The 23,768-nt window shown below is 41.0% G+C and carries 27 protein-coding genes and 1 tRNA gene; 23 read left to right on the top strand and 5 right to left on the bottom strand.

Annotated features, from left to right (window positions below):
- Window positions 1–52 precede the first annotated feature (52 nt).
- From NSS65_RS11765 to pstB (NSS65_RS11725), 9 genes are all read left to right on the top strand, one after another.
- Complete coding sequence (locus NSS65_RS11765; RefSeq protein WP_024427974.1) at window positions 53–538, top strand: DUF456 domain-containing protein; 486 nt, start codon at window positions 53–55, stop codon at window positions 536–538.
- 182 nt (window positions 539–720) lie between these two features.
- On the top strand, window positions 721–1,329 hold the full coding sequence (gene sodA / locus NSS65_RS11760) for a superoxide dismutase SodA (RefSeq protein WP_007501264.1): 609 nt from the start codon (window positions 721–723) through the stop codon (window positions 1,327–1,329).
- 122 nt (window positions 1,330–1,451) lie between these two features.
- Window positions 1,452–2,738, top strand: coding sequence for an MFS transporter (locus NSS65_RS11755; protein WP_034280166.1), 1,287 nt, complete (start codon window positions 1,452–1,454; stop codon window positions 2,736–2,738).
- Between the two features lie 122 nt (window positions 2,739–2,860).
- On the top strand, window positions 2,861–4,996 hold the full coding sequence (locus NSS65_RS11750) for a penicillin-binding protein 2 (RefSeq protein WP_024427976.1): 2,136 nt from the start codon (window positions 2,861–2,863) through the stop codon (window positions 4,994–4,996).
- Window positions 4,997–5,210: 214 nt separating this feature from the next.
- Window positions 5,211–6,128, top strand: a complete 918-nt coding sequence (locus tag NSS65_RS11745; RefSeq protein WP_046311780.1) for a phosphate ABC transporter substrate-binding protein — start codon at window positions 5,211–5,213, stop codon at window positions 6,126–6,128.
- Between the two features lie 79 nt (window positions 6,129–6,207).
- Window positions 6,208–7,134, top strand: coding sequence for a phosphate ABC transporter permease subunit PstC (gene pstC / locus NSS65_RS11740; protein WP_326134818.1), 927 nt, complete (start codon window positions 6,208–6,210; stop codon window positions 7,132–7,134).
- On the top strand, window positions 7,134–8,018 hold the full coding sequence (pstA, locus tag NSS65_RS11735) for a phosphate ABC transporter permease PstA (protein WP_025092964.1): 885 nt from the start codon (window positions 7,134–7,136) through the stop codon (window positions 8,016–8,018). The genes pstC and pstA overlap by 1 nt, the downstream gene beginning before the upstream one ends.
- Before the next feature lie 32 nt (window positions 8,019–8,050).
- Window positions 8,051–8,854 carry a phosphate ABC transporter ATP-binding protein PstB gene (pstB, locus tag NSS65_RS11730; protein WP_170825867.1) on the top strand — a complete coding sequence of 268 codons (804 nt, stop codon included), beginning with the start codon at window positions 8,051–8,053 and terminating at the stop codon, window positions 8,852–8,854.
- 15 nt (window positions 8,855–8,869) lie between these two features.
- Complete coding sequence (pstB, locus tag NSS65_RS11725) at window positions 8,870–9,652, top strand: phosphate ABC transporter ATP-binding protein PstB (protein ID WP_034280173.1); 783 nt, start codon at window positions 8,870–8,872, stop codon at window positions 9,650–9,652.
- A 43-nt stretch (window positions 9,653–9,695) separates the two neighbouring features.
- Here pstB (NSS65_RS11725) and NSS65_RS11720 read toward each other — a convergent pair whose 3' ends face one another.
- Both NSS65_RS11720 and NSS65_RS11715 read right to left on the bottom strand, forming a co-directional pair.
- A complete protein-coding gene (locus NSS65_RS11720) occupies window positions 9,696–10,196 on the bottom strand; it encodes an endolytic transglycosylase MltG (RefSeq protein ID WP_070326496.1) in 501 nt (166 codons plus the stop codon).
- Window positions 10,193–10,540, bottom strand: a complete 348-nt coding sequence (locus tag NSS65_RS11715) for a hypothetical protein (RefSeq protein WP_024422989.1) — start codon at window positions 10,538–10,540, stop codon at window positions 10,193–10,195. The genes NSS65_RS11720 and NSS65_RS11715 overlap by 4 nt, the downstream gene beginning before the upstream one ends.
- A gap of 413 nt (window positions 10,541–10,953) precedes the next feature.
- On the opposite strand from NSS65_RS11715, the gene rpmG reads away from it, so the two are divergent.
- The 11 genes from rpmG (at window position 10,954) to NSS65_RS11660 (ending at window position 20,591) form a co-directional block, all read left to right on the top strand.
- Window positions 10,954–11,103, top strand: coding sequence for a 50S ribosomal protein L33 (gene rpmG, locus NSS65_RS11710; RefSeq protein ID WP_008360061.1), 150 nt, complete (start codon window positions 10,954–10,956; stop codon window positions 11,101–11,103).
- A gap of 48 nt (window positions 11,104–11,151) precedes the next feature.
- Entirely contained in the window at window positions 11,152–11,712 is a 561-nt protein-coding gene (locus tag NSS65_RS11705) for a 5-formyltetrahydrofolate cyclo-ligase (RefSeq protein WP_061109354.1), read from the top strand.
- 131 nt (window positions 11,713–11,843) lie between these two features.
- Window positions 11,844–12,308 (top strand): hypothetical protein, encoded by a 465-nt coding sequence (locus tag NSS65_RS11700; protein ID WP_326134817.1) that lies wholly within the window; start codon window positions 11,844–11,846, stop codon window positions 12,306–12,308.
- A gap of 99 nt (window positions 12,309–12,407) precedes the next feature.
- Window positions 12,408–12,581: a hypothetical protein gene (locus NSS65_RS11695; protein WP_162176177.1), complete on the top strand. Its 174-nt coding sequence runs from the start codon at window positions 12,408–12,410 to the stop codon at window positions 12,579–12,581.
- Between the two features lie 86 nt (window positions 12,582–12,667).
- Window positions 12,668–14,206 carry a rhomboid family intramembrane serine protease gene (locus NSS65_RS11690; RefSeq protein ID WP_326134816.1) on the top strand — a complete coding sequence of 513 codons (1,539 nt, stop codon included), beginning with the start codon at window positions 12,668–12,670 and terminating at the stop codon, window positions 14,204–14,206.
- Window positions 14,207–14,276: 70 nt separating this feature from the next.
- Window positions 14,277–14,480 (top strand): YqgQ family protein, encoded by a 204-nt coding sequence (locus NSS65_RS11685; protein ID WP_008342322.1) that lies wholly within the window; start codon window positions 14,277–14,279, stop codon window positions 14,478–14,480.
- Window positions 14,481–14,493: 13 nt separating this feature from the next.
- The gene (locus NSS65_RS11680; RefSeq protein ID WP_025092968.1) at window positions 14,494–15,447 is read left to right on the top strand and encodes an ROK family glucokinase; all 954 of its coding nucleotides are present in this window, start codon (window positions 14,494–14,496) and stop codon (window positions 15,445–15,447) included.
- A gap of 213 nt (window positions 15,448–15,660) precedes the next feature.
- Window positions 15,661–17,580 (top strand): LTA synthase family protein, encoded by a 1,920-nt coding sequence (locus NSS65_RS11675; RefSeq protein WP_046311768.1) that lies wholly within the window; start codon window positions 15,661–15,663, stop codon window positions 17,578–17,580.
- A gap of 85 nt (window positions 17,581–17,665) precedes the next feature.
- Window positions 17,666–18,790, top strand: coding sequence for a M14 family zinc carboxypeptidase (locus tag NSS65_RS11670; RefSeq protein WP_342467267.1), 1,125 nt, complete (start codon window positions 17,666–17,668; stop codon window positions 18,788–18,790).
- A gap of 156 nt (window positions 18,791–18,946) precedes the next feature.
- Complete coding sequence (locus NSS65_RS11665; RefSeq protein WP_326134814.1) at window positions 18,947–20,200, top strand: MFS transporter; 1,254 nt, start codon at window positions 18,947–18,949, stop codon at window positions 20,198–20,200.
- A 76-nt stretch (window positions 20,201–20,276) separates the two neighbouring features.
- Window positions 20,277–20,591 (top strand): MTH1187 family thiamine-binding protein, encoded by a 315-nt coding sequence (locus tag NSS65_RS11660; protein WP_024427984.1) that lies wholly within the window; start codon window positions 20,277–20,279, stop codon window positions 20,589–20,591.
- A 223-nt stretch (window positions 20,592–20,814) separates the two neighbouring features.
- Here NSS65_RS11660 and NSS65_RS11655 read toward each other — a convergent pair whose 3' ends face one another.
- Window positions 20,815–20,988 carry a DUF2759 domain-containing protein gene (locus NSS65_RS11655; protein ID WP_003217333.1) on the bottom strand — a complete coding sequence of 58 codons (174 nt, stop codon included), beginning with the start codon at window positions 20,986–20,988 and terminating at the stop codon, window positions 20,815–20,817.
- 157 nt (window positions 20,989–21,145) lie between these two features.
- On the opposite strand from NSS65_RS11655, the gene NSS65_RS11650 reads away from it, so the two are divergent.
- Window positions 21,146–21,784 carry an MBL fold metallo-hydrolase gene (locus NSS65_RS11650; protein ID WP_326134813.1) on the top strand — a complete coding sequence of 213 codons (639 nt, stop codon included), beginning with the start codon at window positions 21,146–21,148 and terminating at the stop codon, window positions 21,782–21,784.
- A 45-nt stretch (window positions 21,785–21,829) separates the two neighbouring features.
- Here the strand turns inward: NSS65_RS11650 and NSS65_RS11645 are convergent, their stop codons facing one another.
- Complete coding sequence (locus NSS65_RS11645) at window positions 21,830–22,072, bottom strand: DUF2626 domain-containing protein (protein ID WP_003217440.1); 243 nt, start codon at window positions 22,070–22,072, stop codon at window positions 21,830–21,832.
- A gap of 212 nt (window positions 22,073–22,284) precedes the next feature.
- Between NSS65_RS11645 and NSS65_RS11640 the strand changes: the two genes are divergently transcribed.
- The gene (locus tag NSS65_RS11640; RefSeq protein WP_007501232.1) at window positions 22,285–22,665 is read left to right on the top strand and encodes a Spx/MgsR family RNA polymerase-binding regulatory protein; all 381 of its coding nucleotides are present in this window, start codon (window positions 22,285–22,287) and stop codon (window positions 22,663–22,665) included.
- Window positions 22,666–22,720: 55 nt separating this feature from the next.
- Here the strand turns inward: NSS65_RS11640 and NSS65_RS11635 are convergent.
- Window positions 22,721–22,791 (bottom strand) — tRNA-Gln (locus tag NSS65_RS11635).
- Between the two features lie 97 nt (window positions 22,792–22,888).
- On the opposite strand from NSS65_RS11635, the gene NSS65_RS11630 reads away from it, so the two are divergent.
- Window positions 22,889–23,764, top strand: a complete 876-nt coding sequence (locus NSS65_RS11630) for an STAS domain-containing protein (protein WP_024422979.1) — start codon at window positions 22,889–22,891, stop codon at window positions 23,762–23,764.
- Window positions 23,765–23,768: the final 4 nt, after the last annotated feature.

The raw sequence follows: 23,768 nt of genomic DNA, 5'->3' as shown, positions 1-23,768 counted from the left end.
TAGAAGGAATGAGGCATAATGTATACAGCATATAAAAGGAGGCGGCAGGGTCTTGGACATTTTGTATTGGATACTGATTGGCTGTGCATTTATCATTGCGTTTGTTGGACTGGTTTATCCAATTATCCCGAGTGTAGTCTTTATGGTTCTCGGATTTATTCTATATGGTTTCTTCTTTAGCTTCGAGCCGCTTACACTGACGTTCTGGCTTATTCAAGCCATGTTTACTGCCGTCTTATTTGCGGCAGATTATGTCTCAAACCTGATTGGGGTAAAGCGCTTTGGCGGCAGCAAGGCAGCTATTTGGGGAAGCACCATTGGGTTATTAGCTGGTCCTTTTGTGATACCCATTGCAGGAATTATTATTGGTCCATTTCTTGGGAGTGTCATTGCAGAGCTCCTTGTTCATCAAAAAGATCTGAAGACGAGTGTGAAAGTCGGATTAGGCTCATTAATTGGATTTGTATCAGGTGTTTTTGCAAAAGGATTGATTCAAGCGCTGATGCTTGGCATCTTTTTATTTTATGTCCTTCGCTAAGTTGAAAAAGGGTGTTTAAAACTTTTTCAAAAGGGCTAAATACAAAATAAACACTGAAATGTTTCAGAACATGAGCAATAACGTTGAAACAAGCTGTTTCTTTTGATACTCTTTGAGTAGGGTGAATTGCTGACTTACAAAGGAAGCATTTCAGTACATACATTTTAAGGAGGAATTTAACCATGGCTTTTAAACTTCCAGAATTACCATATGCTTACGATGCATTAGAACCACATATCGACAAGGAAACAATGACGATTCACCACACTAAACACCACAACACATACGTAACAAACTTAAACAAAGCAATCGAAGGTGTATCAGCTCTTGAAGATCAATCAATTGAAGAGCTAGTGGCTAACTTAAACTCAGTGCCTGAAAACATTCGTACAGCTGTACGCAACAATGGCGGAGGACATGCGAACCACTCATTATTCTGGACGCTTCTTTCACCAAACGGTGGCGGCGCACCAACTGGTGAACTTGCAGATGCAATCGAAAAAGAATTAGGCGGATTTGAAAAATTCAAATCTGATTTCGCTGCAGCAGCTGCAGGACGCTTTGGTTCTGGTTGGGCATGGCTTGTTGTGAACAACGGAAAACTTGAAATCACAAGCACGCCAAACCAAGATTCTCCTTTAACTGAAGGAAAAACGCCAATTCTAGGACTAGACGTTTGGGAGCATGCTTACTACCTAAACTACCAAAACCGTCGTCCTGATTACATTTCAGCATTCTGGAATGTTGTGAACTGGGATGAAGTAGCTCGCCTTTACAGCGAGGCTAAATAAATCATTTGATTTGAAAAGACCTGCTCTTTAGAGAAGCAGGTCTTTTTATATTTTCCCTCCTTTTTTTACATATCTGCCTTTTGATGAGACAGACTATTGTGTAGAAAAGGAGAATGAATGGTATGAGCAGATTAAAGAAAATGTTCGGGGACATGGATGTTACAAAAGATTTATTGCTCCTCCTCACGATTGGCGGGTTATACGCACTTGCCATTGCGCTTTCGAATACGTTTGTAAATGTGTACTTATGGAAACAGTCTGGGAAATTCACAGATCTTGCGATTTATAATTTGGCCATTGTTGTGCTTCAGCCCATTACTTTTTTATTCGCTGGCCGGCTCGCAAAAAAAATAGACCGGGCGTTTGTCCTTCGTTTCGGTGTCATCTTTTTAGCCGCTTTTTATTTAATTGTCTTAATGGCAGGAGAACAAGCGGCCGCACGGCTAGTTTTATTGGGAAGTGTCCTTGGGATCGGCTATGGTTTTTACTGGCTTGCTTTTAACGTACTCACCTTTGAGATCACTGAGCCTGAAACAAGAGATTTCTTTAATGGATTTCTTGGGGTGCTTTCCTCAACTGCCGGCATGATCGGTCCGCTCATTGCGGGGATTGTCATTTCTCAGTTAACGGATGATACAGGCTACACCGTCATTTTCACATTATCGCTCTTTTTGTTTTCACTAGCGGTTGTGATGAGCTTTTTCCTCAAAAGAAGGCAGTCAAAAGGCAAATTTATGATCAAACAAATTTGGAAAGAACGTCATGCAGATGAGAATTGGCGTAGGATTACAACAGCTCACTTTTTTCAAGGGCTTCGTGAAGGGGTCTTTGTCTTCTTAATCAGTGTCTTCGTGTTTATTGCAACAAACAGTGAGCTTGCTCTCGGGACGTTTGGTTTAGTGAATTCAGGTGTTGCCTTTTTTACTTATTTCTTCGCTACACGTTTGATTAAGAAAAAGTGGCGGAAGAAGGCCATCATGCTTGGCGGGCTGATTTTATACGGCGCCTTGTTTTTAATCGTTTTCCACTTGTCCTATGTATCACTTCTGATGTATGCGGTAGCCATTGCAATAGGATATCCGCTCCTGCTTGTTCCTTATGTATCCTTAACATATGATGTTATCGGCCATGCAAGGTATGCCAGAAAGGCCCGAATTGAATATATTGTGGTCAGAGAGCTATTTTTAAATGCCGGCCGTATTTGTTCGATTGTTTTGTTCCTGCTGTCTGTCACCTTACTAGGTGATGAGCTCGGAATCCCTGCATCACTTGTTGTGCTCGGAGCGGGGCACACCCTCATTTATTACTTTGTAAAAGATATTCATTTGAAAGAAAAAACAGCTGATATGAAAGAGGCTGACGGTCAAAAGCCAGTTTCTCAAACGAACCTTATTAAGGGAGAAAGGTAAAATTTCTTACCAATGGAACATCAAATTTCTAGATAAATGATAGAAAAACCGCTAAAATGATGGTGGCACCTTTTATACACAAAAAGGGGTGCCATTTCTTTCTTGATAGAAAAGGTGATGTGATGAGAAACAAGAAAAACAAAAAAGACGCGAAGGAAGGGCGCAAAACACTTCCGATCCGGCTGAATTTATTATTTTTAGCTGCCTTTATTATTTTTACCGGCGTTGTCGTTAGACTCGGGTTTGTGCAAATTGTCAATGGAGAAGATTATAAAAAGCAGGCAGAAAAACAAGAGGATGTGAATGTCAGCTCATCTGCTCCGCGCGGAAAAATTTATGATCGAAACTACAATACGATTGTCAGCAATAAAGCGCTGAATGCCATTACATATACGAGAACCTCGACGACTTCACAAGAAGAGCGGCTCAAAGTGGCATCAAAATTAGCGGATATGATCCATGTGAGTACGAAAAAAATCACAGATCGTGACAAAAAAGATTTCTGGATCTTAACGCATCCGAATGAAGCGAAAAAGCTTGTTCAAAAAGAATCAGAATTAAAGGGTGACGATAAGGTCTCTGATGATAAACTATATGAGCTTCAGCTAAAACGCATCACAGACAAGGAATTAAATCAACTGACGAAAAAAGATTTACAAGTGCTTGCCATTAAAAGGCAGATGGATGGAGGCTATGCACTTACGCCTCAATTTATTAAAAATGAAGATGTAAAGCCAAGCGAAATTGCTTACGTCTCTGAGCATTTGGACGAGCTGCCAGGTGTTGATGTGACGACAGACTGGTCACGCAGCTACCCGTATAAAGGACTGCTCCGCAGTATGCTCGGCAGTGTGTCTTCGAGTGATGAAGGTCTTCCGCAGTCACTTCTTGAGCATTATCTATCACTCGGCTACAGCCGAAATGACCGTGTAGGAAAAAGCTATCTCGAATATCAATATGAAGATGTCCTGCAGGGCCAAAAGGAAAAAGAACAGAGTACAACTGATAAACAGGGCAATGTCACAAGCTCTAAAGTGTTAACAGAAGGTAAGAGCGGGAAAGACCTTGTGCTTACAATTGATATTCAGCTGCAAAAAGCGGTTGAAAAAATTATTGAAAAGAACTTGAGAAGTGCGAAACAAAGAGGGGGAACTGAGCTTCTTGACCGCGCATTTGTTGTCATGATGGACCCGAGAAATGGAGAGGTTCTCTCTGTTGCGGGTAAGCAGATTTCAAACAAAAACGGAAAATACAAATTCGATGACTACGCATTAGGAACAATGACATCCTCATATGCGATGGGATCAGCCGTAAAAGGGGCAACGGTACTGACTGGATATAAAACAGGTGCTATTCATATTGGAAGTACCCAATACGATGAACCTCTCTATATCGCCCAGTCGCCGCCAAAGAAATCCTATCAAAATATGGGACTCATTAATGATTTAACAGCACTAGAGCGTTCATCAAACGTATATATGTTCAAAACCGCAATCGCCATTGGGAAAAGCGAATATCGTAAGAATCAGGCGCTCCCAATTGATCCGAAAGCATTTGATACGTTCCGCTACAATTTCAGTAAATTTGGTCTTGGCGTCAAAACAGGTATTGACCTGCCAAACGAAGCAACGGGCTACAGAGGAACGTCTACACAATCGGGGCTCTTACTTGACTATGCGATTGGACAGTATGATACGTTTACACCGCTGCAAATGGCGCAATACGTTTCAACCATTGCAAACGGCGGGTACCGTTTACGTCCGCAGCTTGTCAAAGAAGTGAGAGAGCCAGATCCGCAGCGAGGCATTGGAGCTGTGACGGAATCCGTCAAACCGGATGTATTGAATAAGCTAGACATGACAAGTGATGAAATCAAGCGTGTCCAGCAAGGCTTCAAGCTTGTGATGCAGAACCCAAGAGGGACAGCCTATTCAAACTTTGGCAACAAAAAGTATAATCCAGCTGGCAAAACAGGAACCGCTCAATCATTCTATGACGGTCCAATTAAAAGCAAGCGCGGTACACCGACGTATAACACAACTCTTGTTGCGTATGCGCCTGCTGATAATCCAGAAGTAGCCATTTCCGTTGTCGTGCCATGGGTGTATCAAGACTACAACCAGCGCTATCCAATTACAAATGATATTGGTGAACAAGTATTAGATAAGTACTTTGAACTGAAATCAAAACAGGAAAGCAATGATACACAGGCGAAAAACAAAAACAAAATTGAAAATGAAGCAGAAACAAATAACTAGACCTTTCATAGGTAAAAACGCTCACTTTTTGTGGGCGTTTTTTTACGTTTTCTTCAAAAATTTCGATATAAATTGACAAAATTCATAAAAAACGCCGCAATTTCTCTACAAAACTTCGACATTTACAAAACCTTAACATTCCATTTAAACGAAATTAATAAAGAACCTTTAATGTATTACTCGTAGGACAAATTATTCAGGGGGTATTCTTGAAATGAAAAAGAACAAATTATGGCTGCTTACTTTCCTTACTATCGCATTGTTAGCATTCGTCACAGCATGCGGAAACAGCAGCTCAAGCGGAGATTCAAAAGACAGTAAAGGAAATGCTTCAAACAAAGATGAGGCATCAGGTTCCATTACCATCTCAGGATCATCTGCGATGCAGCCTTTAGTTCTTGCGGCAGCAGAAAAATTCATGGATAAACATCCAAAAGCCGATATTCAAGTACAAGCCGGCGGTTCAGGAACAGGACTTTCTCAAGTTTCAGAAGGATCTGTACAAATTGGGAACTCAGATGTATTCGCTGAAGAGAAAGACGGAATCGACGCAAAAGCTTTAAAAGACCACAAAGTAGCAGTTGTTGGAATGGCCGCAGCTGTAAACCCTGAAGTGGGTGTCAAAGACATCACAAAGGACGAATTGAAAAAAATCTTCACTGGTAAAATCAAAAACTGGAAAGAGCTTGGCGGGAAAGACCAAAAAATCACGCTTGTCAACAGACCTGATTCTTCAGGAACTCGTGCAACATTTGTGAAATATGCACTTGATGGTGCAACACCTGCAGAAGGAATCACAGAAGATTCTTCAAACACAGTGAAAAAGCTGATTGCAGAAACACCAGGTGCGATTGGATACCTAGCATTCTCTTATTTAACAGATGACAAAATTACACCGCTTAGCATTGATGGTGTGAAACCAGAAGAAAGCAATGTAGAAAGCGGTAAATATACAATTTGGGCATACGAGCACTCTTATACAAAAGGTGAGCCGGAAGGTCTAACAAAACAATTCTTAGATTACCTTATGAGTGACGAAGTACAAAAAGAAATCGTCAAAGACCAAGGCTACATCTCAGTCTCTAATATGAAAGTAGAAAGAGACGCAACAGGCAAACAATCAGATAAGTAAGAGGTCTTGAATTGCTGATGAAGGAAAAGTGGAGCATTTCACTTTTCCTTTTATGACATTCATAGGAGTGTAGAAAAAGATGAAGCAGATAGAACATACAGAAGCGAGCGATCGGCTGATCAGCTCGAAGAAAAATAGGCAAATGGATGAAGTAAGAGGAAGTATTTTGGTGAAATTCTGCGCATTCTTAATGATTGCAGTATCCATCGCCATCACCATCTTCCTTGGCATTAAGGGTTTACAATCTTTCATCGTAAATGGTGTAAGCCCAATTGAGTTCTTAACCAGTATCAATTGGAACCCAACAGCAGAAACCCCGGAGTACGGCGCATTTCCTTTTATCTTTGGATCGATCGCCGTCACGCTTCTATCGGCACTTATTGCAGCGCCGCTAGGCATCGCAGGAGCGATCTTTATGACAGAAATTGCACCTGCATGGGGCCGGAAAATTCTTCAGCCAGTCATTGAATTGCTTGTAGGGATTCCATCCGTTGTTTACGGATTCATAGGTCTTACAGTATTGGTGCCGTTTATCGGACATTTCAAGTCAAGCGGCTCAGGGCATAGCGTGTTAGCAGGAACGATTGTCCTGTCTATTATGATTCTGCCAACCGTTACATCCATTGCAACTGATGCTATGGCTTCCCTTCCAAAAAGCTTACGTGAGGGATCGTATGCACTTGGCGCTACAAGATGGCAAACGATTAGACGTGTACTTGTACCAGCAGCTCTTCCAACATTAATGACAGCAGTCGTTCTTGGGATGGCAAGAGCATTTGGAGAAGCCCTTGCCGTTCAGATGGTCATTGGAAATACGCGTAATTTACCAGAGAGCATTATGGATACAGCTGGTACATTAACAACCATTATTACGTTAAACATGGGTCACACAACGTATGGAAGTGTTGAAAACAATACACTTTGGTCCATGGGGCTTGTCCTTCTAGTTGTATCGTTTATGTTCATTCTCATTATCAGATACTTGTCGTCTAGGAGGAAGATTTAATGAATAGCAAAATGACCGATCGTTTTGCCACGTTTGTTTTTGGATTATGTGCTGCCATTATTACGGCGATCCTAGTTGGTTTGTTTTCTTATATCATTTTCAACGGTGCAAAAGAATTAAACTTTGACTTTTTGACAACCCGTTCAAGTGCAATTGGCTCTGGCGGCGGTATTAGGGATCAGCTGTTTAACTCGTTTTACATTTTGTTTATTACAATGCTGATCACAGTACCACTTGGTGTCGGCGGCGGAGTGTACATGGCTGAATATGCGCCTCAAAACAAAGTCACTGATTTTATTCGCACATGTATTGAAGTGCTGTCTTCACTTCCTTCTATTGTCATTGGTATGTTTGGTTTACTCATGTTTGTCAATTTAACAGGCTGGGGCTATACGATCATCGGAGGAGCTCTTGCGCTCACGGTGTTTAACCTGCCAGTGATGGTGAGGGTGACAGAAGACGCGCTTCGCTCTGTACCGAAGGATCAAAAGGAAGCATCACTAGCGCTTGGTGTGACGAAATGGCATACAGTGAAGACGGTCCTGATTCCAGGTGCGATTCCTTCTATTATTACCGGTGCGATTTTAGCATCAGGAAGAGTCTTCGGGGAGGCAGCAGCGCTTCTTTTCACAGCAGGCCTCACCACACCGCGTCTTGATTTTACAAACTGGAGTCCATTTTCTGATACGTCACCGCTGAATATTTTTAGACCGGCAGAAACATTAGCCGTTCATATATGGAACGTCAATACACAAGGAATCATTCCAGATGCAGAGGCCATTGCAAATGGTGCATCAGCCGTACTTGTGCTTTCAGTTTTAGTATTCAACTTAGCAGCTAGATGGCTTGGTTCATTTATTCATAAAAAGCTTACGTCAAAATAATGTGAGAGAGGTGTGAAGGGGATATGGTTCAAATGCTAGCAGAAAAAAAAGAGATTGCAGCAAAAAAGGCTCCACTTCAAGCGGAACAGATTTTACAGGTGCAGGATTTAAGCATTTATTATGGTGAAAAAAGAGCAGTCAATCACATTTCATTTGAAATTGAGAAGAACGCAATTACCGCATTAATCGGCCCATCTGGCTGCGGGAAATCAACCTTTTTACGCAGCATTAACCGCATGAACGACTTGATCCCAGGTGCGAGAAGTGAAGGGGCGATCATGTACGAAGGGCTCAATATTTTGGATGACCGCATTAATGTGGTGAATTTACGAAGAGAAATCGGCATGGTTTTCCAAAAACCAAACCCATTTCCTAAATCGATCTACAATAACATTACCCATGCGTTAAAGTATGCGGGGGAAAAAAGAAAATCAGTGCTTGATGATGCGGTAGAGGAAAGCTTAACAAAAGCAGCGCTTTGGGATGAGGTCAAAGATCGTCTGCACCGCTCGGCTTTGTCATTATCCGGTGGTCAGCAGCAGCGCCTTTGTATTGCGCGTACACTTGCGATGAAGCCCAGCGTTCTTTTATTAGATGAACCCGCATCTGCCCTAGACCCGATTTCAAATGCAAAAATTGAAGAGTTATTATCAGAGTTGAAAAATGATTATTCGATCGTCATTGTGACACACAACATGCAGCAAGCGTTACGTGTATCTGATCATACAGCCTTTTTCCTGAACGGTGATCTAGTAGAATATGATGCCACTGAACGTATCTTTACACGTCCTGCGCAGCAAAAAACAGAAGACTATATCAATGGTCGATTTGGATAAGGCGGGTGGATTTTGATGAATGCAATAGCTACTGAAACAGCCAAAAAAGAAGTGTTTCGTGTGAATGATATGAACCTTTGGTACGGACAGCATCACGCACTGAAGCATATTGATTTAGACATTAGAGAGCATGAAGTCACAGCAATTATCGGTCCGTCCGGCTGCGGGAAGTCAACGTTTATCAAGACCTTAAATCTTATGGTCAAAACAGTGCCAGGTGTGAAAATCACTGGAGATATGATGTATAACGGCGACAATATTTTAAAAGGCCGCGTTGATCTAGTGGAACTGCGTAAAAACGTCGGGATGGTCTTTCAAAAAGGGAACCCATTCCCTCAGTCAATCTTTGATAATGTCGTCTACGGACCAAGAATTCATGGCGTGAAGAGCAAGCAGCAATTGAAAGAAATCGCTGAAAAAGCGCTTCGTGATGTTGCCCTTTGGGATGAAGTGAAAGATCGTTTAAGTGCGCCTGCATTAGGTCTTTCCGGCGGTCAGCAGCAGCGTCTTTGTATCGCAAGAGCTATTGCCACAAGCCCAGACATTTTACTAATGGATGAACCAACATCAGCGCTTGATCCTGTCTCAACATTAAAGATTGAAGAATTGATTATGAAATTAAAAGAGAAATACACGATTGCCATTGTGACGCATAACATGCAGCAAGCGGCGAGGGTATCAGATAGAACAGCCTTCTTTTTAATGGGAGAGCTTGTTGAGGTCAATGATACGAATGTGATGTTCTCTGAGCCAAATGATCAAAGAACAAATGATTATATATCTGGTCGATTTGGATAACAAAAACCCCCTGGAGGTCAGCGCCGCCAGGGGGTTTTTGTTATTATTTTGTTAAGGCTTTGACGATTTGTTTAAACGTCATCCCTGTTTTTAAATTGAACTTGCCTGCACGAATTTCTTTATGGTAGCCGGCGTCAATCACGTAATCATTAAAATCTTTAGACGAGTTGATAATTCCGTCCTTTTCAAGCATGTCTGAAACATCACTTGTGCTCATCCCGTTTTTAATAACAAATTTGACCGATTTGCCTTTAGGCTTGTCTAATGTTTCTTTATCATTTTTAGAATCGCCGTCTTCATTTGCCTTCAGTGCTTTTTCTTTATAATCAAGAAGCTGCTGATATGTTTCACGGCTGACGGAGACTTCTTTTTTAGAGTCTAAATAGTTTTTCACATCAGTGTCTGTTACTTTCGCTGCGAGTGTTTCTTTTGTGGTTGTATCAGCCGCAGCTTCATCTTTTCCAGTGAGGAAAAAAACGATCGCCAGAACACCAGTTGCAAGAATCATACCTGCCGCAAACGTTTGGATGCTTTTTTTCGTCATACAAGCACCTTCTCGTTGTCTTTAATGATCATGTTGACTTCATCTACAGATACATGCTCAGCGCGCGCAATGGCCTCAGGAGACATGCCATTTTGATGCTTTGAAATGATTTGTCTTGCGATAGATGGATCAATTTCTGAATGTTTGCGGACGACAATGTTTGTTTCAAGCAATTCTTCTTCAAGAACCTTCATTTTCTTTTTCAGTTTATAGATTTCTTGCATTGCAGATAGTTGAAGTGTTTCAAGTTCCTGCTCGACTTCTTTAATCGGCTCTCTTTGAAAATATGAGAATGCGATCAGTACGATACTGACAACAAGCAATCCGATAATTGCAATTTCCATGTTTCATCACCTTTTATTCATATTTTAATGCTGAAAGCCATAAAAGGCTTTCATGATTGTTTCAGACAGTTTTCGACCCTTCTTTTTTATACCATAAAAAAGCTAGTTTCAAAAGGAATTGCTGAAAAAATCACCTTTTTTTCATCTTTTTTCTTTTTATATGAAAAACGAGTATGAAAATCTTGCTCGCTGTCAAAATAAAAGAGGGTTCCTCATGTATACAGTACGACAAAGATTGAGGTTTTATAGGGGAGCAGGCCATTTTTCATGAAATGACCGTGTGATATGGATCAGAACGTGGATGGATTGCACTGAAATTCAAATTGGTGAAAAAACATTCTAGCATTCCTAAGCTAGAAGTGGTATTATAGTTAGGTCTGAATGTGAATTGATTTTAGTTTGGAGGGAAAAACATGCGCGTAAATATTACTCTAGCTTGCACTGAATGCGGTGAGCGTAACTATATTACTAAAAAGAATAAGCGAAACAATCCAGATCGCGTTGAATTCAAAAAGTATTGCTCACGTGATAAAAAACAAACTTTACATCGTGAAACAAAGTAAGCAGCAGGGAATTTTCCTGCTGTTTTTTTATGATGGGAGATGATCTGTGTGAAAAAAGAGCTTCGTCTTCAAACATTAGCCAAGCTGGACCAGATGAGTGCCGAGGAATTCAAGCGAAGCACTGCTTTACTTCATGAGCGCTTGTTTCAACTGTCAGCATGGAAACAAGCGGATACGATTGCACTCACCATGTCTAGAGGAAAAGAGGTACCGACAATGCCTCTAATTGAAAAAGCATGGCAGGAGGGGAAAACAGTATGTGTACCCACCTGTTTTCCGGAAACAAAAGAGATGACGTTTTATGAATATACACCGGAAACGAAAATGATATCCCGCTACTTTGGGTTAATAGAGCCAGACCCTCTGGCGTCGGCTGCTGCATCTAAAGAATCAATCGATTTGATCATTGTGCCTGGTGTGTGCTTCGATCGACAAGGCTACCGTATCGGATATGGGGGCGGCTATTATGACCGCTACTTAGCTGACTATCACGGCGAAACGCTTGCCCTTTGCTTGACAGTACAGCAAACTGAGCATATTCCGGCTGAAACGCACGACATCCCGGTCTCAATCATGGTCAGTGAGAAAGGTACCATATATCCAAAATAAAAGTCCGCTGCTTATACGTAAGAACGGGCTTTTTGTGTTGAGCGAAGGTCTTGTTTGTGATCAAAAGTCACAAGAAAGATAGCAATCAACATTCTTCATAAAAAGGCATTTTAGCTGACGGGGGATATGTTTTGAAAAAATTTCGTGGAAAGAAAAGATACTTCCGTCATATGTGGGAGGAAGTGAATACTTGTGACTTAAAACTTGATCGTGATCTATGGTTTTATTTTTGGCATACGCACCTTGATTTTTTTGGAGTCGGGGGAAATAGCTTAAAAATAAGAAGAGAGCATATCAAAGCTCATATCGCTTTATATTATAGGCTGCTAAAACAGCTAGAAGGCTTTGAAAAGCCATACCAAACTTGGATTTGTATTCACGAACATGACCCTGGTTTAGACGCTGTATATGTTTATACACCAAATCCATACGACAGTTGCTTTCCGCACAAGGTGGAGGAGTTAGAGCAGAATTGTAAGCTGCCTCATACTTTCATGGATTTAATCGACCTTCATCAATTTGACGTTTCTTATGATCAATCAGAGTGCGGAGAGGTCTATTATATTCAATCAAAAGAGCAAGGGATTAGATTGTGAAGGCCTGCTTATGAAAGGGACCTTTTAAGCGATAAAAACGATGGTTCATGCATAAACAAATCCTATTTAAGCCACGATACGAACATAGGAGGGAATATGATGAATAAAATGATTTGGAGCATTGTGTTCACACTGTTTGCATTCGTTCTCGTGCAAAATCGTTATCGGCTCATGAATTTGGTTTTAGGGCAAAATCAAGTCCGACACTTTTTGATTAAATGGCTGATGAAAATCCCATATTTTCGGACGAAATTTATTCGCCAAGCATTCTAATCCCGCAAAAGCCGGGATTTTTTTGTTTAGAAATGCGGATAAGAACGATTCTTGCTATAATAATGTAAAAAATGGAGCGCGAATGTATGAATGTCATAGATAGTTTATTTTGGCGAGTTGTTGATGAACTAAGACAAAAAGGATACGAGATGATTCAAAGTCCGTACCCAGAAGATGAAATATTTTTTGAAGCACCACGAAACTCAGGTTATGATCTCATCCGTCTATATAGAAAAGATGTGAATTTCAGGCAGGAGATCGTTCGAGATATCGAGGAGCAAACATATCGTATCAATCAGCTGAGAGAAGCTATGCGTAAACGATCTCTTCATCTCCTACAGCTGCAATTTACATCTGATGTTCCAGTAGATGATTGGGAAGACCTAAACGGTCAGCCGCAAAAAGAGAATAAGGTGACAGTTACTCCTGTATTACTCAATGCAGACACGCTTCAAAACGATGTAAACGAACTGCAAAAATGGCTGAATACATCGCTTGCAGTAAATGTAGAAGAAGCGAAGAAAGACACAGCTGAGGATGCCATGCAGCTGAAAAGGAACGTGCTTCAGGCATTTGATGATCAGGAAAAGCAGCGCGAACGAGAACGGGCCGTCTTTCAAAATGGCAGACCCATTTTTACCTACTTGCTGATCGCTGTCCAAGTGATGATGTTTCTTTTACTTGAGCTGTCAGGCGGAAGTACCAATACCGCAACTTTAACAGCATTTGGTGCTAAAAATAATGTGCTGATCTTAGAGGGTGAATGGTGGCGCTTGATGACACCAATGTTTTTACATATTGGCTTGACGCACTTACTCTTTAATACTTTTGCTCTTTGGTCCGTTGGAGCGGCTGTTGAGAGAATTTATGGGTCGGGAAGATTTTTGCTCATCTATTTCATTTCCGGCATTTTTGGCTCCATAGCGAGCTTTGTGTTTAATACGGCAATTGCAGCCGGCGCATCTGGCGCGATCTTTGGCTGCTTAGGCGCACTGTTATATTTAGCCATCTCAAATCGAAAGCTTTTCTTTCGGACGATGGGGACAAATATTATTGTCATTATCCTCATTAACCTAGGAATAGGCTTCACTGTATCAGGTATTGATAACGCAGGGCATCTTGGCGGCCTGGTTGGCGGTTTTTTCACCGCATTAGCAGTCCGTCTGCCTAAACAGGTGCAGCCTGTCAAAATGCTTCTTGCGAGTGCTGCTTTGCTCTTTATTGGCGGTTTTGGATTGTATACAGGGTTTCATTCTGACGATCAAAAGGAAGCAGCGGCAGCAAGCGAAGCAGCGAGTTTATTTGATGAGAAAAAGTACAGCGAAGCAAGTGAACGACTAGAGGAATATGTGCACGATAAAGATGCATCAGCTGAGGCACTTCATATCTATGCACTATCGGAAGCGCAGCAGGGCCGACTTGATAAGGCTATTCAATTTTTACAAAAGTCGCTTGAAAAAGATCCAGATGATCCAAATAAACTGTATCATTTATCGCTTTTATACGTAGAAAAAGGAGAGACAGCGAAAGCAGAGGATCTATTAGCGAAAGCGTTAAAACAAGATCCTCAAAATGATCAATTTTTAAAGCTGAAACAATATATAGAAAATAGTCAAACACGTTGAATGACTTGACTGAAAGCGCATTTATGAATACGCTTATCCTAACTGTTAATGAGAAGAAATGGTGGAAACAATGAAAACGTTATATGATGTACAGCAGCTGCTCATGAGATTTGGAAATTATGTGTATTTCGGAGATCGTGAAGTAGAATTAGAATTTATGGCAGACGAATTGAAGGAAATGTATACATCAGGCATCATTGACCGGACCGAATGGTCAAACGCAATGACGATTCTTCAAATGGAGCTAGCCAAATTAAATCGAAAAACAATGTGAAGGTGGAGGGCATATGACAGGGGATTGGTTTGTAGGTATTGATCTTGGCGGTACGACAATTAAGCTTGCGTTCATTAATCTATATGGTGAAATTCAGCATAAGTGGGAGATTCCTACGGATAAATCCGGGCAGACGATCACAGTCGATATTGCCAAATCAATTGACCATAAACTGGTTGAGATCAGTATGCCGAAATCAGCACTTATTGGGATCGGAATGGGTGCACCTGGACCTGTAGATAAAGTATCTGGCATCGTCTATAAAACAACGAATCTGGGCTGGACAAACTACCCCTTGAAAGATCACCTAGAGGCAGAGACGGGACTTCCATCTGTCATTGAAAATGATGCGAATATTGCTGCACTCGGTGAAATGTGGAAGGGGGCAGGCGATGGCGCAAAAAATATCCTGATGGTCACACTTGGAACAGGGGTTGGCGGCGGCATCATCGTCAACGGTGAAGTTGTTCAAGGGGAAACAGGAGCTGGCGGAGAAATTGGCCATATTTGTGCTGTTCCATTTCAAGGTGCACCGTGTAACTGCGGAAGAACAGGCTGTATTGAAACGATCGCATCTGCAACTGGCATCGTCCGGATTGCAAAGGATAAATTAGAAACCGAGCAGCATACATCTTCACTTGGCAAGCTCGCTTCGCTATCGGCAAAGAATGTATTTGAAGCGGCAGAAAACGGAGATGATCTTGCAATGCGTGTCGTAGAAGAAGTGACGACACATCTTGGACTTGTCCTAGCGAATCTTGCTAGTGCTTTAAACCCAACAAAAATTGTGATTGGCGGCGGTGTTTCAAAAGCAGGTGAGCTTCTTCGCAGTAAAGTAGAGCGCATTGTGAAACAACATGCTTTCCCGCCTTGCGCTGACGATGTTGAAGTGGTAATTGCATCCCTCGGAAACGATGCGGGTGTTATCGGCGGGGCATGGATGGCAAAAACCAAATGGCTGTCTTGAACAAAAAAGTCATAATGATGTCATTTTTATTAAAAAAAGCGATAGATAGGCATGAAATTGGATGTTTAGCATATTCATAAGTTTGTCATGAGGAAAAAGACATTGATTTTCCATCATATACAGGATAAGATATACTTTAGTTATTTTTCTAGAAGCACCAATAATTAGGGTATATCCAGAGCCTGGGTGCGCGCTTAGCATAAGGAGGTTACAATGCGAAAGAATAGATTAAAGGCGATTTCATTTTTACTGATTGCGACATTGCTGATGTGGGTCAAAACCTATGTTATCTATAAATCTAGCTTCAATATTAAAATTGAAAATTTCATGCAGGAGTTTATCCTGTTTATTAATCCGCTTAGCTTTCTCTTGTTTATCTTCGGTATCGGTTTATTTTTCAAAGAAAAAAACCGCAATCGATATATCATCGTGACAAGCTTTATCCTAACATTCGTTTTGTTAGCCAACATTGTGTTTTATCGATTCTATAGTGATTTTCTAACCATCCCCGTCCTATTTCAAACAAACAATATGGGTGACCTCGGGTCAAGTATTACCTCTTTAATTGAACCAGTCGATTTACTGATGTTTGTTGATATCATCATTTTAATTTGGCTCTATAAAAAACAGCCTTCCTTTAGAACAGATGTCACAATTTCACGAAAAGAACGAGCGGCCTATTACTTATTTGTGGCAGCTACATTCTTCTTTAACCTTGGTTTAGCTGAAACAGAACGACCAGAACTCCTTACTCGCTCATTTGACCGTGAGATGCTGGTGAAAAATATCAGCTTATATAACTTCCATATTTATGATGGGGTATTGCAATCGAAGCAGTCCGCCCAACGAGCTCTTGCTGACAGTAATAGCTTAACTGAAATTGAAAACTATGTAAGCGCAAATCAAACGGACCGTAATGAAAAGACATTTGGTCAAGCAAAAGGACGAAATGTCATTCTTGTATCACTTGAATCTACACAGAGTTTCGTGATCAATGAAAAATTAAACGGGAAAGAAATTACTCCGTTTTTAAACAAATTGATCAAGAAGAGCTATAACTTTACTAATTTCTATCACCAAACAGGTCAAGGGAAAACATCTGATTCAGAGTTTATTGTAGATAATTCTCTTTATCCACTTGGAAGAGGGGCTGTGTTCTTCACAAATCCAAGCAATGAGTTTACAGCGACACCTGAGCTGTTAAAGGATGAGGGCTACCACTCTTCTGTTATTCATGCGAATAACAAAAGCTTCTGGAACCGTGACCTTATCTACGATAGCTTTGGCTACGATAAGTTTTTTGATATTAAATCATTTGATGTGAATGAAGAAAACTCAGTTGGCTGGGGACTGAAAGATGGTCCGTTCTTTGAGCAGTCCGCTGAATTAATGAAATCGATCCCGCAGCCTTTCTATACGAGATTGATTACATTAACGAACCATTTCCCTTTTGATTTAGATGAAGAAGATAAGCTCATTGATGAATATGATTCAAAGAGCAAAACGCTGAACAAGTACTTCCCTACAGTGCGTTATCAAGATGAAGCCCTTAAGCTTTTCTTTAAAAAGATGAAGGAAGCTGGGTTATACGATAACTCCATTTTTGTTTTGTATGGGGATCACTACGGAATTTCTGAAAACCATAACGAAGCCATGGGACAATTTTTAAATAAAGAGATTACGCCATTTGAAGAAGTACAGCTTCAAAAAGTCCCGTTTGTTGTACACATTCCAGGGGTGACAGATCAACATCCAAAAGAAATTGATACGGTAGGCGGTCAGGTCGATATCCGCCCAACTGTACTCAATCTTCTAGGGATTGATACAAGTAAACAAATTCAATTTGGTCATGACCTTTTATCGAAAGATAAGAATGACTTTACAGTACTCCGTGATGGAAGCTTTATTACGAAAGACAGCATTTTTACAGATGGTGTTTGCTACAATAAAGAAACAGGCGAGCCAGCAGATGATAAAAACGTGTGTCAGTCTTATGAAGAGAAGGCGAAGCAGGAGCTTCAGTTCTCTGATCAAATCATCTACGGGGATCTCCTTAGATTTTATGATCGAAACAGCCCGGACCATTCACCATCCAAAAAAGAAGGTGAAACGGAGCTGAAAAAGGCGTCCTAATAGATGAAAAAACCTCTGCTATTTTAGAAGCAGGGGTTTTCTTTTTTTGCCTTCCGGCTCATATAGTATGAGAGGAGGGATGTAAATGAAGACAACGTCGTTTGGAAAAATTGAATGGCAGCTGGATGAAGCAGGGAGGGATGCTGTGGCAAAGCAGCTTGGCATAGGAAAAGCGGCTTTTCATTTATCAAATCAAACAAGCACTGATGAGCTTCTTTTACCGGGATATAGACTTCCAGAAGGAGTCCATGTATTTGATTCGATAGGTGATGTGCAGAGATTTATTTCACCTTACAGACTGCAGCAATCCGATGATTGGATTAATGGAACATTTGAATATGATAGCGCTCGATTAGAAGAAGAGCTGAGCCGCTTGAAAGCCGTATTTCCTTTTCTTCATATTAGCGTCATTGGCCATTCAGTGCTTGATACACCTATTTATGAGATCCGAACAGAGCCTGTTCAGCATTTACATTCTATTCATCTCAATGCCTCATTTCATGCAAATGAATGGATCACGACGTCTGTTTTATTAAAATGGTTGAAATCGCTTTGCTTAGCAGCGTCTGACCCGGTTCAGGCAAGACATTATGAAGCGGTTCATATCCTGCAGACCACCGCTTTATCCATCGTGCCAATGGTCAATCCAGATGGAGTGGATTTGGTTCGTAATGGACCGGAGTCACTAGGTCTTCATCGTGAAGAATTCACACTGCTAAACGGTGGATATACTGATTACCGGGAATGGAAAGCAAATATTCGAGGGGTGGATTTAAACAATCAATTCCCAGCTTATTGGGAGATCGAGTACTATCGTCATCAGTCGAAGGCACCGTCCTACCGGGATTATCCTGGGCGCGAGCCATTAACAGAACCAGAAGCGAAAGCGATGGCAAATCTTGCGTTGCGAAAACGATTTGACCGGCTGATCGCCCTTCATACACAAGGAGAAGAGATCTATTGGGGGTTTCTTGGCCATGAGCCAGCCATCTCAAAAGAAACGGTCAAACGATTCGAACAAGTGAGCGGCTACAAACCGATCCAATATCTCGACAGCTATGCAGGCTATCGCGATTGGTTTATTTATCAATTTCATAATGAGGGCTATACAGTCGAGCTTGGTCTAGGGAAAAATCCTCTTTCCATGGTTCAATTTGATTCGATCTATGAAAAAACAAAGCGGCTTTTGTGGGAAGCGTGTAAGTGTTAAAAGCACCTGTCTGGTGCTTTTTCATATTCTGAGAAACAATCAATTGCTTATGGTCAATAAAAACAATGTTGAAGCAATTGACGAAGGTCTCCTTGTAAGCTATTGTGAAAGATATGGATGTAAAAAAAAGGATATGATTTAGGGAGATGTCGACTATTGAGTGCGCAAAGCCTGTGGAAAAGAAATTTTACTTATTTATTTGTTTCTAAAATGTGCAAAATTACGGCTGATAGTTTATCTTTCAACACCATCTTGTGGCTTTTAGTACTAGGAGGGAAAGGGGCCATAGGGACAGCTTTTTTTATTGCGGTCAGCTTTGTTCCTCAAGCGATTGTTGGGCCATTTATTACGCCCATGATGAAGCCGCATCAATTGAAATTCTGGATGTGCTTTGCTGATTTAACAAGAGCAGCGATTATCCTTGTAATCGTGGTTAGTTACTTTTATGGTTTCACACCATTAGTCCTCATCATTGGCTGTATGCTGCTGCATTCGGCGACAGGAGGCTCCTATGAACCGGCATCTGTATCGATTATTCCAAAGCTTGTCCATGAGGACCTCATACAAAAAGCGAATGCAACCATCCAATCAGCAAGTCATGTAGTAAGACTTGTGACGGTCACGATTTGTGGTGTCATGATTGCATTTGCAGGCGTAGGTTATACAATGCTTGTGATCATTCCTCTTTACCTTTTGTCCGCTTTATTGGTGTTCATGATTTCATATCAAACAGACGTCATCATCGATAAAGCCAAAAAAGGATTATCTTACGGCAGAAGATTAATTCGAGGTTTTTCACTTGTTAGAAGCCACCATATTTTGTTTCCATTAGCGATTTTTTGTGTCTGCTCAAACTTTGCTGCGGCACCATGGGAAGCATTGTCTGTTATTTATTTAACAGAAGACTTACATAGTGGACCGGTCGTCTATTCATTCATCAAAGTCACAACTGCACTAGGCGCATTTTTGATGGGGTTTGTTTTGACAAAGATAAAAGTGAATCGGTATGGATTGCTGTTTATAGGCGCTGGGATCGTTGATGGAATCGCCTTCTTCATCACAGGTATGAACGCATTGTTGCCTCTTGTGTTTATATCAGCTTTTGCTTTAGGAGCAGCAATTAGTGCAGTTAACGTACCCGAACATACGATGATTCAATTGTCAGTAAAGGCAGAGGATCAGCCGCAAGTGTATGCGATCATCAACATGATTTCCTACTTAATGATTCCGTTAGGCGCCCTCCTTGGCGGCTATATGGCAACAATATTTGGATCTGGGTATGTCATTGCGGCCGGCGGCATCATTGAAGCTGTTTCAGGTATATGCCTGCTTCTGTTTACAAAGATCGGGAAGGTAGAGAGAGCGGATTTGACGATAGAACGAGACAAACCTGCCGTAAACGCAACGTAAGCATGGCATGATTGAATGAGGATAGGTTACAATGAGGACGAGAAAACATGAGAATTTAATGGAAAGGGGAAAAATTATGGCTATAGCAGACGTCACCATCATTCCGATAGGCACTGAAACACCAAGTGTCAGTGCTTATGTAGCAGATGTACAAAGAATTTTAGAAGGCTTTCAACAAGAAGGGAAAATCAAATATCAATTAACACCGATGAATACGTTAATTGAAGGCGAATTATCCGTTTTATTTGAGGTCATTCAGCGTATTCATGAAGCCCCTTTTGAAAAGGGATTGCACCGAGTAGCGACCAATATTCGCATCGATGACAGACGGGACCAAACCACAACACTTACAAGCAAATTAGAAAGCGTGAATAAGCATTTAAATCAATAAAAAAGCCTGCTATCGGCAGGCTTTCAGCGTGTAGACAAACCCTCGCATTCGGTGTCAGGTCTGCGCTCCGGTGCTCACGAATGTTTCAATTCGCTCCTCTCCGGTACTCGCCCTTCCTAGGGCTGCAAAGGTTTTCTATCACGCTGAAAAGAAGACAAAGGGCTAAAATCAAGATCATTTTAGCCCTTTGTCAACAGTCTGAAAGCCTGCTATAAGCAGGCTTTTAATGTGCGGTTGGATAACCGCTATAGATGATGGTCATGACAGTGAACCATCCAAAAACCAAAAATGTAGCGCCTGCAAAAGCGATGGCAAGTACGTTCACTTTTTTTAGTGAGCGATAGATGCCGAGCGCAGCTAAAATCGTGACTAGACCAAAAATAATGACGAGCATCATGTGAAAGTCCCCCTTTGTCATCAATCCCCTTGATTTCCTTTCTTTTCATTTTAACCGTTTTCATAAAGCTTGTCGAGTAGATTCCAGTTGACGATTGTTTGAATTTTTATTGAATAGCCTTCATAATAAAAAAGAATGAATAAAGTAGGTGATGAAAATGAATTGGAGAAGAATGCCACTAGGCTATGTACAAGCGAACGCATATATTTGGAAAAATGAGCAGGGAGAATGCTTAATTTTTGATCCAGGCGGTGAAGCGCAAAAGCTGATTTCCTATGTAAAAGAAAAACAGCTTACACCGCTTGCTGTCTTATTGACACATGCTCATTTTGATCATATTGGCGCGGCAGATGAGGTGCGCGAAGAGTGGGGAGTGCCGCTGTATGTACACGAAAATGAAAAAGAATGGCTCACGAACGCTGAATTAAACGGTTCAGCTCGATTGATTGGGAATGGAATTACGGTCAAAGAAGCTGAAAAATTGATTACGTCAGAAGGAACGCTTCAAATTGGGTCGTTTACATTAGAAATGTTCCATACACCAGGGCATTCACCAGGCAGTGTGTCTTACTATTCGGCGGAAGAGGGCTTTGTTATTTCTGGTGACACGCTATTTGAAGGCGGCATCGGGAGAACAGATTTAGTAGGCGGCAGTCAGGAAGTGCTGCTACAATCAATCCATCAAAAATTATTGTCATTGCCAGAACCAACTCTTGTTTTAAGCGGACATGGCGGGGAAACGACTGTGCTGACGGAGCAGGAGCAAAATCCGTTTATTAATGGATTTTCTCTTTAAACGTATGAAAAAAAGCATCTCTTTTTATAGAGATGCTTTTTTCAATTAATGTCCGGTACCGGGAACCATGATGAAAATCGAATAATATGTAAATCCGGCAAAGAAAATCGTCAAGTACGCTCCGAAAATGTAAATATACATTCTTTCGGATAAATTCAAGTAGGATAAAAATACAAAAAGAACGGTTTGACCGAAGAATAGCAGCGATGCATCTTTCATATGTCCTAAATAGAACATGACAGCAAAAATACCCGTCCAAAAGCCAAGAACGCGGAACATGCGATTCATTTCTTTCCCTCCCCTTAAAAACCCCTTTGATTCATATTATAGCTGATCATCACTTGTTATGTAAACATTTACATTTTTGACATCATGTGAACAATTTATTTTGAATGCAGAAAAAATTTTTTTGAAAAAATGATGAAAAAGTGTTTATGCCGAAAAACATGAGGGTACTTACTCCATAAGAGAAAAGGTTAACGACCTAAGGAGGAAGACTAATGAGTGACATTACTTTTTATTCATACCCGAGCTGCACGTCTTGCCGCAAAACAAAACATTGGTTAAAGGCGAATCAAATTGATTTTAAAGAGCGTCACCTTTTCAGAGAAACGCCAACACTAGATGAATTAAAAAAGATTCTTTCTTTAACAACAGAGGGAATGGATGAAATTTTAGCCACACGAAGTCAGGCTTTTAAAAGCTTAAATTTAAATATTAATGACTTAAAAGTAAACGAGGTCTTACAGCTTCTCATTGAAAAACCAAAGCTGCTCCGGAGACCAATCATCATTGATGGGAATAAATTAGTGGTCGGCTATAATCCCGGAGAACTCATGAAAATATCAAAGAAGAAAGCGATTCATCAATCGGTATCCTAATAAAAAACGAAGATCAGCTGAAACAAGCTTCAGCCGTCTTCGTTTTTGTGCTGAACTGGGCTAGCTGGGTTCGAACCAACGATCACGGAGTCAAAGTCCATTGCCTTACCACTTGGCTATAGCCCAATATCAAACGTGTAATGTTATTGTTCACCATCTGCGGTCATTTATACATAAAAGTTGTATGTCACGAGTTTTAGTGAAAAAGGAGCGAAAGAAATAAATGAAAAATGAAAAATCAAAGCAATTATACGAATTTATCCTAAAAGAAGCCCCTGTCATGACCGAAGAATGGCTAAAAACAAGAACAGAAGAAGGCTCATTATATTCTAAACATGCTTCAGAGGAAACGGAAAAGAAGCTGAAGGAACAGAACACAGCGTTTATTCAAACCATTGCAGCCACGCTTGTGACACTGTCTGACAAAGTAGAAAACCATTTGAAAAAGTGGTCTGTTGATATTGCACGTGATCGAGCAGTGCACGAGGTGCCGTTATATGAAATCATTGGACAGTTTAAGATTTTCCGCCACATTTTCTGTTCGAGAATTGAGACATTCACCCAAGAAACAGAGCTTGAAGTGACGCTGCAAGATGTGTGTCAGTGGAATCAGCACTTTCACGCCACATTTGATGACATGATTGAGCGTTTATCAGAAGAATATGACCGCGTGACACTTAGTCAGCTGAATGCACAAAGAGAAATGATTCAAGAGCTAAGTGCCCCAGTTATTCCAGTATCAAAGGAAATTGGGATTTTGCCGCTGATTGGGGAAATCGATACGTACCGGGCCAAAATCATTCTGGAGTCCGTACTAGAACAGGCTTCAAGACTGCGTCTAACACACTTATTTATTGATATTTCTGGTGTTCCCGTTGTTGATACGATGGTGGCTTATCAGCTGTTTAAAGTGGTCGATAGTGCGAAGCTGCTAGGAATTGAGACGATTATTTCAGGCATCCGCCCAGAGATCGCTCAAACTGTAGTGAAACTGGGCATTGATTTCTCAAAAGTAAATACTGAGCATAGCCTTGCAAAAGCGTTAGAAAAAAGAGGATTTCGTATCTTTGAAGAGCAGCCGCAAGAAGCCACATCATGACCAA

Source organism: Bacillus sp. FSL K6-1006, from assembly GCF_038593175.1.
GTDB classification, from domain to species: domain Bacteria; phylum Bacillota; class Bacilli; order Bacillales; family Bacillaceae; genus Bacillus; species Bacillus safensis.
The sequence above is the reverse complement of the archived record's forward strand: the minus strand, read 5'-3'. Positions and strand labels throughout refer to the sequence as shown.

Excerpts from the sequence above, each read along its gene's own strand:
- pstB (WP_034280173.1), top strand. The coding sequence starts at position 8,870 with ATGAATGCAATAGCTACTGAAACAGCCAAAAAAGAAGTGTTTCGTGTG.
- NSS65_RS11670 (WP_342467267.1), top strand. The coding sequence starts at position 17,666 with ATGAAGACAACGTCGTTTGGAAAAATTGAATGGCAGCTGGATGAAGCA.
- NSS65_RS11690 (WP_326134816.1), top strand. The coding sequence starts at position 12,668 with ATGAATGTCATAGATAGTTTATTTTGGCGAGTTGTTGATGAACTAAGA.
- NSS65_RS11650 (WP_326134813.1), top strand. The coding sequence starts at position 21,146 with ATGAATTGGAGAAGAATGCCACTAGGCTATGTACAAGCGAACGCATAT.
- pstB (WP_170825867.1), top strand. The coding sequence starts at position 8,051 with ATGCTAGCAGAAAAAAAAGAGATTGCAGCAAAAAAGGCTCCACTTCAA.
- NSS65_RS11685 (WP_008342322.1), top strand. The coding sequence starts at position 14,277 with ATGAAAACGTTATATGATGTACAGCAGCTGCTCATGAGATTTGGAAAT.
- NSS65_RS11715 (WP_024422989.1), bottom strand. The coding sequence starts at position 10,540 with ATGGAAATTGCAATTATCGGATTGCTTGTTGTCAGTATCGTACTGATC.
- NSS65_RS11660 (WP_024427984.1), top strand. The coding sequence starts at position 20,277 with ATGGCTATAGCAGACGTCACCATCATTCCGATAGGCACTGAAACACCA.
- NSS65_RS11755 (WP_034280166.1), top strand. The coding sequence starts at position 1,452 with ATGAGCAGATTAAAGAAAATGTTCGGGGACATGGATGTTACAAAAGAT.
- sodA (WP_007501264.1), top strand. The coding sequence starts at position 721 with ATGGCTTTTAAACTTCCAGAATTACCATATGCTTACGATGCATTAGAA.
- NSS65_RS11680 (WP_025092968.1), top strand. The coding sequence starts at position 14,494 with ATGACAGGGGATTGGTTTGTAGGTATTGATCTTGGCGGTACGACAATT.
- NSS65_RS11720 (WP_070326496.1), bottom strand. The coding sequence starts at position 10,196 with ATGACGAAAAAAAGCATCCAAACGTTTGCGGCAGGTATGATTCTTGCA.
- NSS65_RS11630 (WP_024422979.1), top strand. The coding sequence starts at position 22,889 with ATGAAAAATGAAAAATCAAAGCAATTATACGAATTTATCCTAAAAGAA.
- rpmG (WP_008360061.1), top strand. The coding sequence starts at position 10,954 with ATGCGCGTAAATATTACTCTAGCTTGCACTGAATGCGGTGAGCGTAAC.
- pstA (WP_025092964.1), top strand. The coding sequence starts at position 7,134 with ATGAATAGCAAAATGACCGATCGTTTTGCCACGTTTGTTTTTGGATTA.
- NSS65_RS11645 (WP_003217440.1), bottom strand. The coding sequence starts at position 22,072 with ATGAATCGCATGTTCCGCGTTCTTGGCTTTTGGACGGGTATTTTTGCT.
- pstC (WP_326134818.1), top strand. The coding sequence starts at position 6,208 with ATGAAGCAGATAGAACATACAGAAGCGAGCGATCGGCTGATCAGCTCG.
- NSS65_RS11745 (WP_046311780.1), top strand. The coding sequence starts at position 5,211 with ATGAAAAAGAACAAATTATGGCTGCTTACTTTCCTTACTATCGCATTG.
- NSS65_RS11750 (WP_024427976.1), top strand. The coding sequence starts at position 2,861 with ATGAGAAACAAGAAAAACAAAAAAGACGCGAAGGAAGGGCGCAAAACA.
- NSS65_RS11675 (WP_046311768.1), top strand. The coding sequence starts at position 15,661 with ATGCGAAAGAATAGATTAAAGGCGATTTCATTTTTACTGATTGCGACA.
- NSS65_RS11640 (WP_007501232.1), top strand. The coding sequence starts at position 22,285 with ATGAGTGACATTACTTTTTATTCATACCCGAGCTGCACGTCTTGCCGC.
- NSS65_RS11655 (WP_003217333.1), bottom strand. The coding sequence starts at position 20,988 with ATGATGCTCGTCATTATTTTTGGTCTAGTCACGATTTTAGCTGCGCTC.
- NSS65_RS11695 (WP_162176177.1), top strand. The coding sequence starts at position 12,408 with ATGAATAAAATGATTTGGAGCATTGTGTTCACACTGTTTGCATTCGTT.